The following is a 12,708-nucleotide window of genomic DNA, read 5'->3' as shown; positions in this document are numbered from 1 at the left end:
GCCTGTGGCGGTAACGTAAGGGGTGAACTAAGGTAAGCCTGACCTAATGGTTTGGCGTGGGGGGAGTCGGCTCATGGCATCACGCGTTCTGGCCGTCCCCGCGCCCACCGACCCCTTCCTGTTCGGGATTCCCTACTGGCTGGTGGGGGCGATCCTGATCCTCGCCCTGTTCGGAGCGTTCCAGGTCTACTACTGGGTGGGCCGCAGGCTCGGCGAGAAGCTGTACGACTCCCGCATCGGCGTCAAGGTGGGCCGCGAGCGGATCGAGAAGGTCGAGCGCGTCGTCGAGCGGTGGGGGGCGTTCGCCGTCTACGGCTGCTTCTGGGTGCCGATGCTGCGCCACACGCTGCCGTGGGTGGCCGGGGCGCTGCGGGTGTCCTATCCGTGGTACGTGGTGGCCAGCGCGCTCGGCTGCCTGACGTGGGCGCCGATGTGGTGGTTCGGGCTGACGGCGCTGGTGTGGGGCTGGTTCCGGATCGCCGCGTCCTCGCCTGTCACGGCCGGGGCGCTGGCGGTGGCGGCGGTGGCCGGGGTCGTGGTGATCGTGATGCGGCGCAGGAGGAAGCGGACCTTCGTCGGCTGACGCTTTCCGGTTGTTTTCCCCTTTCGGGGTGGGTTTGGCGCGCCTCCGGGTGGTTCGGATGCCACGATGTCCGTCATGTTCGTCATGCGAATCGCGGCCTGTATAGGTTCCGCGCTGCTCGTCCTGATAGCCGGGACTCCGGCGTACGCGGCGGATACGCCCACTGTCAAGGCGAAGGTCGGCTACGTGGTCGACTCGGCGGGAACGATCCACTTCGGCAAGCGGGAGACCGCTCGGGTGCCGGTCGCCAGCCTGGTCAAGGTGATGACCGCCTACGTGGTGCTGCGCGAGGCCCGGCTGGGCGACACGGTCACCGTGACCGCCGCGGACGTGCGTCACGCGGTGCGCAACGGCGCCACCTCGGCCGCGCTCAAGAAGGGCGAGCGGCTGACCGTGCGCGACCTGCTCTACGGGCTCATGCTGCCCTCGGGCGCCGACGCGGCCCACGCGCTGGCCCGCCGCTACGGGCCGGGCACGAACGCCTTCGTGCGCAAGATGAACGCCACCGCCCGCGCGCTCGGCCTGGGCGACACCCGCTACACGAACGCCGACGGCCTGCCGAAGCCGTCGCTCGGCGGCTATTCTACGGCCGTGGACCAGGCCGAGCTGGCGCGCCGGGCGCTGGAGAACCCGGTCTTCCGCACGATCGTCGGCCGCGAGGTGCACCGGGTGCCGAAGACGTCCACGCACCGGGCGCACATCTGGCGCAACACCAACAAGCTGCTCACCCGGGCCGACGGCGTGACGGGGGTGAAGACCGGTTACACGCGGGCGGCGGGGTTCTGCCTGCTGTTCGCGGGTGAGCGGGGCGGCAGGCAGGTGATCGGCGTGCTGCTGAACGACCAGGACGAGCGCCGTTTCAGCACCGCCGAACGGCTGCTCGACCATGCCGGCAGCCAGATCGAGGTCAGCTGACCGGCATGCCCGGACAGGCGGGGTCGAGCCGGTCGGCCGTCACCCGGAGCGTGTAGGCGAGCCGCACCCGCACCCGTCTCCTGTCGCGGGAGTGCTTCACCGGCGCGCCCGGCAGCGCCTCGGTCAGCGTGCCCGTGTGTCCCATCGCGCTCTGATGAGCCAGCACCTGCATGGCGTCCATGACACCTCCTTAATCAATTAAGAGCTTAATTGATTAAGGAGGGCTCCGGCAAGGGATTCCGATACCGTTGGACGATGGCCAAGGTCACGCTGCAGACGATCGCCGACAGGGTGGGCGTGTCGCGGGCCACCGTGTCCTACGCCTTCTCCCGGCCCGACCAGCTCAGCGACGGGCTGCGCCGGCGCATCCTGGAGGTGGCCGACGAGCTGGGCTACGCCGGGCCCAACGCGACGGCGCGCTCCCTGCGGCTCGGCCGGGCCGGCGCGCTCGGCCTGCTGTTCAGCGAGACCCTGCCCTACGCGTTCGCCGACCCGTACGCGGTCGGGTTCTTCCAGGGGCTGGCCGCCGCCGCCGAGGACGCGGGCGTCGGGCTGCTCATCCTGCCGCTGCCGCGCGGCGAGCAGCGCCCGGTGCCGGTGCGTGACGCGGTGGTCGACGCCTTCTGCGTGGTCTCGCTGCCCGACGGGCATCCCGCGCTGGCGGAGGTGCTGGCCAGGAAGCTGCCGATGGTGGTGGTCGACGAGCCGTACGTGCCGGGCCACCCGTTCGTCGGCATCGACGAGCCGGCGGCGGGGGCGCTGGCCGCCCGCCATGTGCTGGAGCTGGGCCACCGGCGCGTCGGGGTGGCGATGGTGGGCCTGCACGACGACGGCCGCACCGGCTGGGCCGACCCGGCGCGGCAGCGGGCGGCGACGTTCGAGGCGATGCGCGGCCGGCGGGGCGGCTACGAGAGCGCCTGCGTGGCCGCCGGGGTCGACTGGGCGGGCGTGCCGTTCTACGAGCTGTCCCGCAACTCGCGGGAGGCGGGCCGGGAGGCCGGGCACGCGCTGCTCCGGACCGACCCTCGGCCCACCGCCGTCCTGACCAACACCGACGTGCTGGCGCTCGGCATCCTCGACGCCGCCGCCGACCTGGGGCTGCGGGTGCCGGAGGACCTGTCGGTGGTCGGGTTCTCCGACAGCGCGGCGCAGGAGGCCGGGCTGACGACGATCCGGCAGGCCAAGCAGGAGATCGGCGAGAAGGCCGGGCGGCTGCTGCTGTCCGACCCGCCGGCCGCGCCGGAGCGGCTGATCTTCCCGCACGAGCTGATCGTCCGCTCGTCCACGGCGGCTCCTCACTGAAATTTCAGTGAAATTCTGGCCTCCACACGCCGCCAAAAGGTATGAATTCCACGCGAACGCCCCATTGACGCCCCTCCAGCGGGCACGTAAGTTCACTGAAAAGCCTCCGAAAATCGCAATCGCGCGAGGAGACGTGTGAACACGATCGCGTTCATGGGAGCCAACTTCGTCACCAGGGAGACCGGCAGCCGCATGCCCGCTCCCGGCTGGGGAGAGGCCGACCGGGTCACCAACGAGCGGTTCGCCCCGCTCGACGGCTTCGCCGGGCGGTTCGGCGGCATCGTCACCGAGGTCGCCGAGCTGGGCTTCACCTCGATGGACGTCTGGACCGCCCACCTGAACCCCGCCTGGGCCACCGACGAGCACCTGGAGATCGCCGCCGGGCTGCTCGCCGACCACGAGCTGTCCGTACCGAGCCTGGCCGGGTCCGCCGGGGCCGACGTGGCGTACTTCCGCGGCCTGTGCCGGATCGCGCGCGCCGTCGGCGCGCCCGTCATCGGCGGGATGGCGCCCGTGCTGCGCACCGACCGCGAGGCGGTGGTCGCCGCGCTGGAGGAGCACGATCTCCGGCTCGGCGTGGAGAACCACCCCGAACGCACCCCCGAGGAGTACCTGGAGGCGATGGGCGACGACGCCGGCGGCCGGATCGGCGCGGCGCTCGACACCGGCTGGTTCGGCACCCACGGCTACGACGCCGCCGAGGCGATCAAGGCGCTCGGTGACCGGATCTTCCACGTGCACCTGAAGGACGTGGCGGCGCCCGGCGGGCACGACACGGTGGCGCTCGGCGACGGCTGCGTGCCGGTGCGGCGGTGCGTGGAGGAGCTGCGGCGCATCGGCTACACGGGCACGATCAGCATCGAGCACGAGCCTGAGGACCGCGACCCGATCCCCGAGGTGCTGACGTCGCGCGAGCGGCTGCGGCAGTGGCTGGAGGCGTGAGCATGCAGAGCACCGGAGCGACCACCGGCGTGGCGATCGTCGGCTGCGGCAACATCGCCCAGCGCTACGCCGCCGACCTCGCCGGCTACCCCGAGATCGAGCTGCGCGGCGTCCAGGACGTCGACCCGGCGCGGGCCGCGATCCTGGCGGCGGCGCACGGCGTGCGCGCCTACCCGTCGCTGGACGAGCTGCTGGCCGACCCGGGCGTCTCGATCGTGGTCAACCTGACCGCGCACCACGCCCACTACGAGGTGATCCGCCGCTGCCTGGAGGCGGGCAGGCACGTGCACAGCGAGAAGCCGCTCGCCCTGCGCTACGAGGAGGCGGCCGAGCTGGTCGAGCTGGCCGGCAGGAAGGGGCTGCGCCTGGGCGGGGCGCCCGCCACGTTCCTCGGCGAGGCCCAGCAGACCGCGCTCAAGCTGCTGCGCGAGAACGCCACCGGCCGGCTCAGGCTCGTCTACGGCGAGGTCAACTGGGGTCGCATCGAGACCTGGCACCCGGACCCGGTCGGTTTCTACGAGGTCGGGCCGCTGTTCGACGTGGGCGTCTACCCGCTGACGATCGTCACGACGGCGCTCGGCCCGGCCCGGCGGGTGACCGCGTTCGCCTCCGTCGTGCACCCCGAGCGGGTGCGGCTCGACGGGCGGCCGTTCACGATCACCACGCCCGACTACGTGGTGGCCAACGTCGAGTTCGACGGCGGCGTCCTGCTCCGGCTGACCTGCGACTTCTACGTCCCCGGTCACGGCACGCGACAGCACGGGCTGGAGTTCCACGGCGACACCGGCTCGCTGCTGCTGCGCTCCTGGCACGACTTCGACTCCGCGCTGGAGGTCGCCGCCTTCGGGGAGGAGCCGCGTCCCGTCGAGCCGCTGCGGCCCGCGTACCGGGGCGTGGAGTGGGGCCGGGCCGTGCGGGACCTGGCGGCGGCCGTCCGCGAGGGCCGCCCGCACCGGGCCACCGGGCGGCAGGCCGCGCACGTGGTGGAGATCCTCTGCGCCACCCGCGCCTCCTACGAGCAGGGCAGGCCGGTGGAGCTGACGTCGGTCTTCGAGCCTCCCGCGCCTCTGGATGGGTACGCCTGATCTGGACGAGGGGAGCAAGATGCGGATCAGAGTGACCGTCTGGAGCGAGAACTACCACGAACAGCGCGAAGAAGACGTACGCCGCCGCTACCCGGACGGCATCCACGGCGCGATCGCGGCCGGGCTGAACGCGCACCTGGGCGGCGAGGCGCGGGTGCGCACCGCCGTGCTCGACGACCCCGAGCACGGCCTGTCCGACAAGGAGCTGGCCGAGACCGACGTGCTCACCTGGTGGGGGCACATGGCGCACGAGGAGGTCGCCGACGAGGTCGTCGCCCGGGTGCGGCAGCGGGTGCTCGGCGGCATGGGGCTGGTGGTGCTGCACTCCGGCCACTACTCCAAGATCTTCCGCAGCCTGATGGGCACCACCTGCACGCTCAACTGGCGCGACGCGGGCGAGCGCGAACTCGTGTGGACCGTCGCCCCCGGCCACCCCATCGCCCAGGGCGTGCCGCGCCCGCTGGTGATCGGGGAGCAGGAGACGTACGGCGAGCCGTTCGGCGTCCCGGAGCCGGACGAGCTGGTGTTCATCAGCAACTTCAGCGGCGGCGAGGTGTTCCGCAGCGGCTGCTGCTACACCCGCGGCCTGGGCCGGATCTTCTACTTCAGCCCCGGCGACCAGAACTATCCCGTCTACCACGACCCGGACGTGCACCGGGTGCTCGCGAACGCGGTGCGCTGGGCCGCGCCGTCCGCCCCCGTCGGCCCGCCCCTGGACAACGCCCACACCGCCATCCACTGGTAGCGCCCTTGCCCTGTTGACCTTGATCGCCCTAGTGTCACGCTTTGTGAAAATTCGCGTGATCGCCGCGCTGAGCGCCGCCGCTCTGCTGCCGTTGACCGGCACCGCCGCGGCGGCCTCCGGCCAGGACCCGGTCGAGGGCGCCGGCCTCGTCGCCAACGCCCTCTACGAGGCCGGCCAACTCCCCAGGAGCACATGCGCCGAGAAGCCCGTCAAGCGCAACCACAAGCCGATGGCCAGGGCCTACATCAACGCCGTCGTCGCCTGCCTGGACAGGACCTGGGGCAAGCACCTCACCGCCGCGGGCCTGGAGTTCCAGAAGCCACGGGTGAAGTATCTGGCCAAGGTGCCCAAGGGCTACTGCGACCTGGAGATCGACAACTACAACGCGCAGGCGTACTACTGCGAGAAGAACCGCACGCTGATCTTCCAGCTCGGCAAGGACTGGCTCGACGACCCGCACGACCTCTGGCTGTTCAGCATCACGTCCAGGATGTACGGGATCCACGTGCAGGAGCTCGTGGGCATCGGCGCCGCCCTGGACGAGGAGTCCTACGACGACGACGCCGAGGAGCGGGAGCTGGTACGGCGCTACAGCCTGCAGTCCGACTGCTTCGCCGGCGCGTTCATGAAGAGCGTCTGGCCGCTCAAGGGCCGCTCCGGCAAGGACTGGAAGACCTCGCTGAACCTGCTCCTGGGTGACGAGCCCGGCGACGATCGCGTCTACGGCAAGACGGCCAACATCCGGGCATGGACCAAGCGCGGGTTCGCCACCGGGGACCCCGGGTCGTGCAACACCTGGACGGCCTCGGCGTCGAAGGTCGCCTGACCGCCGCCGTCAGGTCCTGCCCGTCACGGCGCGGTGCCGGAACGTCTGCGCGCCGGCGCGGTGCACGGCGGCCTTGACCAGGCCGAACAGGGCTCCCTGGATCGCGGCGGCGACGAGCACCTCCGTCCAGCCGCGTTCCAGGTCACCGGCGTCCGGGGCGTCGTCGTCGCCGGACACCAGCTTCCACGTCCGCTTGAACATCGCGGCGGCCAGGGCGCCGCTGAGCATTCCCGTCCCGAGCGAAAGAGCCTTCTCCACAGCATGCATGGCTGTGTCAGTGCCCCGTGTGGCGGCTCTAAACGGTTTCGCGCATCAGTCCGTGGCAGGCGATCGCGGCGGCGGCGACGACGTTCAGCGAGTCGACGCCGGCGGCCATCGCCGTCGGGCTCATCGCGATGCACACGGCCTCGTCGGCCTCGTGCAGCCAGCGGGACGACAGGCCGTCGCCCTCGGCGCCGAGCAGCAGCGCGACCCGGCCGCCGAGCTTGACCCGGTCGATCGGGGTGACGGACTGGTCGGGGGTGAGGGCGAGGGTCTGGAACCCGGCCGCGCGCAGCTCGTCCAGGCCGGTGTACCAGTTGTCCATCCGGGCGTACGGGATCGAGAAGACGGCTCCCATGGAGACCTTGACGGCGCGGCGGTAGAGGGGATCGGCGCAGCGGGGCGACAGGACGACGCCGTCGACGCCGAGGGCGGCGGCGCACCGGAAGATCGCGCCGACGTTGGCGTGGTCGACGATGTCCTCCAGGACGACGACGCGGGCGGCCGGGGCCAGGACCGTGTCCAGGGCGGGCAGGGGCAGGCGGGCCAGGGAGGCGAGGGCGCCCCGGTGGACCTGGAAGCCGGCGATGCCCGACATGATCTCGTCGCTGACGACGTACACGGTGGCGTCGCCGAGGACGTCGGCGAGGGGCTGGAGCCAGCGGCCGGTCGTCAGGACGGAGCGGACGGGATAGCCGGCGGCGATGGCGCGCCTGATCACCTTCTCGCCTTCCGCCAGGAACAGGCCGCGCTCGGCTTCGAGGCTCTTGCGGAGCTCCACGTCGCGCAGCCGGGTGTAGTCGGCCAGGCGGGGGTCGGCGGCGTCGGTTACGTACTCAAGCACCTTCCGATACTGCCACGAGCCGCCTGAGCTGCCAGCCGACGGCGTAGCAGACGAGCACCAGGCACAGGCCGACGACGGTGCCTGCGCCCACCTTGGTGATCACGGCGGGCAGCCCATACGCCGGGTTGGGCTCGTCGACCAGCGGCCAGACGAACGCGCCGGTCAGGATGCCGGCGGCGCCGCCGGCGAGGACGCCGCCGCGCACTCGGGCGGAGACGCGCAGGCGGCCGGGCACCGGCGCGGGCGGCATCGCGGCGAGGCCGCGCCAGGCCCACCACACGACGACGGCCAGGCCGACGGCCGACGACACGTACTGCAGCACGCGGAACAGCGGCAGCACGCCGAGGACGGAGACGCCGAGCCAGTGGCCCCACTCCTGCGGCCCGGTGGAGTGCGTGAAGGAGTCCCACAGCACGTGCGTGCCCGCGCCGACCAGCGCGCCCGCGACCACGGCGGGCAGGCGGGACAGCAGTTCGCGGCGGGTCGGCAGGAGGGTCGCGGCGCGGCCGGCGAACGCGGGCGGCAGCAGCCCGATCAGCGGGTCGCGCAGCAGGCCGTGGAAGAGCACGAGCAGCACCAGCACCGCCGCCAGGTCCACGGTGACGACGCCCTGCCAGGAGTGCCAGTCGCTGTAGTCGGGCAGGAACGGCAGGAAGATCGGCAGGTCGGGCACCATCGCCCCGACCGCGAGCGCCCAGGGGTCGGTCCACCGGCGCATGCGCGGTGACGACACCAGCGGCAGCACGGCCGCGATGTGACTGGGCGTGAACGGCATCGGCCCCCCATATCCCGTCGACGATCACTGCACACTACCCGGGAAGCTTGAACATTCTTTGCCGCCGGCCTCTAAGGTCACGATAAGTAATGGGTACGGCACATAATGCTGTCGACGGCCGGAAGCCGAGAATGCGGAGGTTCAAGGTGCCTGACCAGCGGGTTCATGCGCATCCGGCCGCGTCAGCCGATTGGATCAGGGCGGCGAGGCTGGCGCGTTCACTCTCCGTGGTCACCATCGTGTGGCTGGCGGTGGAGAGCTCGCTCGGGCTGGCGGCGGGGCTGGCGGCGCATTCGGTGGCGTTGATCGGGTGGGGGCTGTCGGCTCTGGTGGAGGTGGCGGCGAGCCTGATCGTGGTGTGGCGGTTCACGGGGAAGCGGACGCTGTCGGCGAGCGCGGAGCATCGGGCGCGGCGGGCGATCGCGGTGAGCTTCTGGCTGCTCGCGCCCTATCTGATCGTGCACGTGGGTCACGACCTGGATGCCGGGCACCGGGCGGTGCCGACCGTGCTGGGGATCGTGGTGACGGCGGTGAGCCTGGTCAGCATGCCGATCCTCGGGCTGGTCAAGCGGCGGCTGGCCCGGCGGCTGGCCTCGGGGGCGACGGCCGGGGAGGCCGCGCAGAACCTGATCTGCGGCGCGATGGCGGCCGGGGTGCTGGCCGGCCTGTGGGCGGGCACGATCGGCTGGTGGTGGGTCGATCCGGCGATGGCGCTCGCTCTGGCGGTGGTCGCCGTGCGTGAGGGATGGCGGGCGTGGCACGGTCACGCATGCTGCCACTGACCGTCACCGAGCGTTATTAGCGCACCAAAACAGGTGTTTTGCCACAGCAAGCACACCGAGTATCGTCTCCCGAGTATTGCGGAGCATCACCGGCTAGGGTCTCCGAAAGGCTTCCAAACACACACCAAGAGGACATCGTGGGGCGACACCGCACAGACGAGTTCGATGGCGGCTACCGAGCCCAGGATCCACCCCCCAGCAGAAGGCGGGCCGGTCGCGGCGGACGCGGCCGGGTGCTCGTCCCGCTCGCGGGAGCAGTGGCGCTCGCCGTGCTCCTCGGTGTGGCCGCGTTCGTCATCTTCAACCGGGAGCACGACTGCTCCAGCGGCAAGCTGCCGCTGACCGTCGTCGCGACGCCGGACGTCCAGCCGGCCCTGAACAAGATCGCGGGCAACTACAACAAGGCGCTGCACTCGATCGACAGCAGGTGCGTCGAGGTCAAGGTGGCCAGAGAGAGCGCGGCCCGGACGGAGAACGCGCTGGTCGCCGGCAAGTTCAAGGGCGACGTGTGGGTGGCCGACTCCAGCCTCGTGGTGGAACGGGTGCGCAGCCAGGAATCCGTCACGCTGCCCGAGCCCGCGGGCTCGGTCGCCTCCTCGCCGGTGGTGCTGGCCACGGCCAAGAGCTCGGCGGCCAAGCTGGAGGGCACGCTCAAGCCGAGCTGGTCCGGCATGGTCGCGGCGGCCAACGTGGCGAACGTGGACGGGCCCGGCAAGAAGGTCCGCGTGCTGGCCCTCGATCCGCAGAAGAACTCCGCCGGGCTGGCCGCGCTGCTGGCGGCGGCGGGCACCGCGAAGGCCGCCAAGCAGGACAAGGCGCTGGTGGGCGCGCTCAAGGAGCTGTCCGGGCAGCTCGTCGCCGACCCGACCGCGCTGCTGGCGAGCCTCACCGTGAAGTCCGGTGACCGGGTGCCGATCGGCGTCACGTCCGAGCAGGCCATTCACGTACACAACACGAAAAAGCCGGACACGCCGGTGGTGGCGCTGTACCCGAGCGAGGGCACGCTGAGCCTGGACTACCCGCTCACCGTCGTCACCAAGGACGCCGCGAAGCTCAAGGCCGCCGCCGACTTCCGGCAGGAGCTCGGCAAGGAGTCGGCGCTCAAGGTGCTGCGCGCCCAGGGCTTCCGCGATCCCGGCGGCAAGGCGGGCGAGGCGCTGTCGGAGGACAAGGGGTTCACCCCGGCGGCGCCCAAGGCCATGCGCGCCCCCGACGTCAAGACCGTCGCCACCATGACGCAGACCTGGTCCCGGCTCAACCTCGGCACCCGGCTGCTCACGCTGCTGGACGTGTCGGGCACGATGGCGCTGCCCGACCCCGGCACGGGGCTGACCCGCATGAAGGCCATCAGCAAGATCGCCACGGAGGGGCTGTCGCTGTTCCCGCCCGACTCCGAGATCGGCGTGTGGAACTTCTCCACCCACCTGGACGGCCGGGGCAAGGACTACCAGGAGGTCGTCCCCGTCGGGCCGCTGACCGAGAGCATCGGCGGCACGCTGCGCAAGGACGTGCTGGCCCAGCAGCTCGCCACCGTCGAGGCGAAGGCGACCGGCGACACCGGGCTGAACGACTCGCTCAAGGCCGCCTACGCGCACATGACCGAGACGTACAAGCGGGACAAGATCAACACGCTGCTGATCCTGACCGACGGGGCGGGCAACGACGACCCCGACGGCGGCGTCACCGACGCGCAGATCCTCGACTACCTGAAGTCGGCCTACGACCCGGAGCGGCCGGTGAGCATCCTGCTCATCGCGTTCGGGCCGGAGGCGCAGGCGGGCAAGCGGCAGATGGACGCGGTCGCCAAGGCGACGGGCGGCGAGGCGTACATCGCCAAGGACCCGCTGCAGGTCCGCGACTTCTTCCTCCAGGGCATGGAGCGCCGCATCTGCTCGCCTAATTGCGATGGTTGATGCCTGTTCGGCATGAATGAGGGGCCGATCGTCAACCCGCCGGGAGGAGGCGGGCGTCCTACCGCCGTGGGGACGTCCTGCAACCCGCGGGGAGGGTATTCGTGCCTGGATGGCCGGCAGTCGAGCGTGACGACGACGAGCAACTCGTGGCGGGGCTGCGCCACGACGACCCGAACGCCCCCGACCGGCTCTACGGCGCCTACGCCGAGCGGCTCTACGACTACGCCTGCTCGCTGCTGGGCGAGCGGGACGGCGCGGCGGACGCGGTGCACGACGCGCTGGTCACCGCGCACGGGCGGGTGCGGCGGCTGCGCGACGCCGACCGGCTGCGGGCCTGGCTGTACGCGCTGACCAGGTTCCAGGCGGTGGCGCGGCTGGGTCACCCGGGCGCGGAGCGGCCCGCGCGGCGGACGGACGGCGAGCCGGACGACCCGGAGCTGACCGGCCTGGTGTACGAGACGCTCGGCGAGCTGCGCGGGGCCGAGCGCGAGGTGCTGGAGCTGTCGCTGCGGCACGGGCTGGCGCTCGCCGAGGTGAGCGCGGTGCTCGGCCTCACCGCGCGGCAGGCCGCCGGGCGGCTGGCCAGGGCCCGCGGCCAGTTGGAGAACGCCGCCGCCGCGGTGGTGCTAGCCAGGACGGGCCGGGCGCACTGCCCCGGCCTGTCGGCGATGCTGGACTCCTGGGAGGGCCCGCTCACGACGCCGCTGCGCCGCCGCCTGTCGGGGCACATCGGCGGCTGCGAGGTGTGCGCCGAGCGGCGCGGCCGGGCGATCTCCGCCGAACGGCTGCTCGACCTGGTGCCGATGGCCTTCCCGCCGCTGTCGCTGCGCGAGCGGGTGATCGGCACCTGCCTCGACCCCGGGCGGAACGAGACCCGCACGCTGATCGTCGACCGGGGCGACAGCTTCGACCGGTCCGGGTTCCCGCTCTCCCCCCGGCACCGGTCGCGGCGGCGCAGGCCGCGCAGGCTGGCCCCGGCGCTGCTGGCGGGCGCGCTGCTCCTGGCGGGGACGAGCGTGACGATCGCGCTGACCTCCCAGGAGGAGGCGCACCCCGCGCTGAGCGCGCCCCCGCCCGCGGCGCCGCCCGACGAGGACTACGCCACCGACGCCCCCGGCTCCGTCGCCGACACCGGGGAGCCCACGGACACCGAGCCCGAGCCCGAGCCCGAGGTCGAGCCGGAGCCCGACCCCGAGCCCGGCGCGTCCGAGCCGGTCACGCCGCCGACCCGGCGGCCCGCCGACGGCGTGGCCACCACCCGGCCGCCGGCCGCCCCCACCCCCACCCGCCGGCGGGCCGCCCGCCCCGCCCGGATCGCCGCCGCCTGCCCGGCGGCGATCCAGGGCGCGGCGCGGGTCACGCTGCGCGCCCGCAACGCCGCCGTCACCTGGGCATCCACCACGACGGACGGCCTGACCCTGAAGCCGGCGAGCGGGACGATCAAGGCGGGCGCGTCGGCGGCCGTGTGGGTCACGGTGGACGACCCCGATCTGCCCGGCAGCGGCACGGTGACGTTCACCTCCAACGGCGGCGCCGCGCGCTGCGCGCTCAGCTGGGAAGGCCAGCCCGAACCGCCGTCCGACCCTCCGGAGGAGGAGCCCACTCCGTCGCCGGAGCCGTCCAGCACACCGGAGGCGACCCTCGCCACCGTTATGTGAGAAAGCCCCGATTTCCCGGGTCAAGCCGATGTTGCTGTGACAAATAAGGCATCCTGGTGTGCTTGGGGAGCACGTCG

Annotated in this window: 14 protein-coding genes; 10 read left to right on the top strand and 4 right to left on the bottom strand. The window is 72.2% G+C overall.

Annotated features, from left to right (window positions below; all coding sequences use genetic code 11):
* The first annotated feature begins 73 nt into the window (after positions 1 to 73).
* Both AB0J53_RS20590 and AB0J53_RS20585 read left to right on the top strand, forming a co-directional pair.
* Complete coding sequence (locus AB0J53_RS20590) at positions 74 to 583, top strand: VTT domain-containing protein (RefSeq protein ID WP_246646103.1); 510 nt, start codon at positions 74 to 76, stop codon at positions 581 to 583.
* A gap of 75 nt (positions 584 to 658) precedes the next feature.
* Positions 659 to 1,498 (top strand): serine hydrolase, encoded by an 840-nt coding sequence (locus AB0J53_RS20585; RefSeq protein WP_364174412.1) that lies wholly within the window; start codon positions 659 to 661, stop codon positions 1,496 to 1,498.
* Here the strand turns inward: AB0J53_RS20585 and AB0J53_RS20580 are convergent.
* On the bottom strand, positions 1,491 to 1,679 hold the full coding sequence (locus tag AB0J53_RS20580; RefSeq protein ID WP_364174409.1) for a hypothetical protein: 189 nt from the start codon (positions 1,677 to 1,679) through the stop codon (positions 1,491 to 1,493). The two genes, AB0J53_RS20585 and AB0J53_RS20580, sit on opposite strands and share 8 nt — an antisense overlap.
* A 74-nt stretch (positions 1,680 to 1,753) precedes the next feature.
* Between AB0J53_RS20580 and AB0J53_RS20575 the strand changes: the two genes are divergently transcribed.
* The 5 genes from AB0J53_RS20575 to AB0J53_RS20555 all read left to right on the top strand — a co-directional run bounded on the left by AB0J53_RS20575 (position 1,754) and on the right by AB0J53_RS20555 (position 6,398).
* A complete protein-coding gene (locus AB0J53_RS20575) occupies positions 1,754 to 2,800 on the top strand; it encodes a LacI family DNA-binding transcriptional regulator (RefSeq protein ID WP_364174406.1) in 1,047 nt (348 codons plus the stop codon).
* A gap of 135 nt (positions 2,801 to 2,935) precedes the next feature.
* Positions 2,936 to 3,742 (top strand): sugar phosphate isomerase/epimerase, encoded by an 807-nt coding sequence (locus tag AB0J53_RS20570; protein WP_364174403.1) that lies wholly within the window; start codon positions 2,936 to 2,938, stop codon positions 3,740 to 3,742.
* Between the two features lie 2 nt (positions 3,743 to 3,744).
* Complete coding sequence (locus tag AB0J53_RS20565) at positions 3,745 to 4,827, top strand: Gfo/Idh/MocA family oxidoreductase (RefSeq protein WP_364174400.1); 1,083 nt, start codon at positions 3,745 to 3,747, stop codon at positions 4,825 to 4,827.
* A 19-nt stretch (positions 4,828 to 4,846) separates the two neighbouring features.
* Positions 4,847 to 5,572 carry a ThuA domain-containing protein gene (locus tag AB0J53_RS20560; protein WP_364174397.1) on the top strand — a complete coding sequence of 242 codons (726 nt, stop codon included), beginning with the start codon at positions 4,847 to 4,849 and terminating at the stop codon, positions 5,570 to 5,572.
* Positions 5,573 to 5,615: 43 nt separating this feature from the next.
* Entirely contained in the window at positions 5,616 to 6,398 is a 783-nt protein-coding gene (locus tag AB0J53_RS20555; RefSeq protein ID WP_364174394.1) for a neutral zinc metallopeptidase, read from the top strand.
* Between the two features lie 9 nt (positions 6,399 to 6,407).
* Here AB0J53_RS20555 and AB0J53_RS20550 read toward each other — a convergent pair whose 3' ends face one another.
* The 3 genes from AB0J53_RS20550 to AB0J53_RS20540 are packed head-to-tail and all read right to left on the bottom strand — an operon-like array spanning position 6,408 to position 8,278.
* Positions 6,408 to 6,665: a DUF4235 domain-containing protein gene (locus AB0J53_RS20550; RefSeq protein WP_219510249.1), complete on the bottom strand. Its 258-nt coding sequence runs from the start codon at positions 6,663 to 6,665 to the stop codon at positions 6,408 to 6,410.
* A 28-nt stretch (positions 6,666 to 6,693) separates the two neighbouring features.
* Entirely contained in the window at positions 6,694 to 7,503 is an 810-nt protein-coding gene (locus AB0J53_RS20545) for an RNA methyltransferase (RefSeq protein WP_364174390.1), read from the bottom strand.
* Positions 7,496 to 8,278 (bottom strand): DUF4184 family protein, encoded by a 783-nt coding sequence (locus AB0J53_RS20540; RefSeq protein WP_364174387.1) that lies wholly within the window; start codon positions 8,276 to 8,278, stop codon positions 7,496 to 7,498. The genes AB0J53_RS20545 and AB0J53_RS20540 overlap by 8 nt, the downstream gene beginning before the upstream one ends.
* Positions 8,279 to 8,505: 227 nt before the next feature.
* Between AB0J53_RS20540 and AB0J53_RS20535 the strand changes: the two genes are divergently transcribed.
* The 3 genes from AB0J53_RS20535 to AB0J53_RS20525 all read left to right on the top strand — a co-directional run bounded on the left by AB0J53_RS20535 (position 8,506) and on the right by AB0J53_RS20525 (position 12,631).
* A complete protein-coding gene (locus AB0J53_RS20535; protein ID WP_308126271.1) occupies positions 8,506 to 9,060 on the top strand; it encodes a cation transporter in 555 nt (184 codons plus the stop codon).
* Positions 9,061 to 9,293: 233 nt separating this feature from the next.
* Positions 9,294 to 10,973 carry a substrate-binding domain-containing protein gene (locus AB0J53_RS20530; RefSeq protein WP_364174384.1) on the top strand — a complete coding sequence of 560 codons (1,680 nt, stop codon included), beginning with the start codon at positions 9,294 to 9,296 and terminating at the stop codon, positions 10,971 to 10,973.
* Between the two features lie 101 nt (positions 10,974 to 11,074).
* On the top strand, positions 11,075 to 12,631 hold the full coding sequence (locus tag AB0J53_RS20525) for a sigma-70 family RNA polymerase sigma factor (RefSeq protein WP_364174381.1): 1,557 nt from the start codon (positions 11,075 to 11,077) through the stop codon (positions 12,629 to 12,631).
* Positions 12,632 to 12,708 lie beyond the last annotated feature (77 nt).

It is taken from the genome of Nonomuraea sp. NPDC049725, from assembly GCF_040674795.1.
GTDB lineage: Bacteria > Actinomycetota > Actinomycetes > Streptosporangiales > Streptosporangiaceae > Nonomuraea > Nonomuraea ceibae.
The sequence above is the reverse complement of the archived record's forward strand: the minus strand, read 5'-3'. Positions and strand labels throughout refer to the sequence as shown.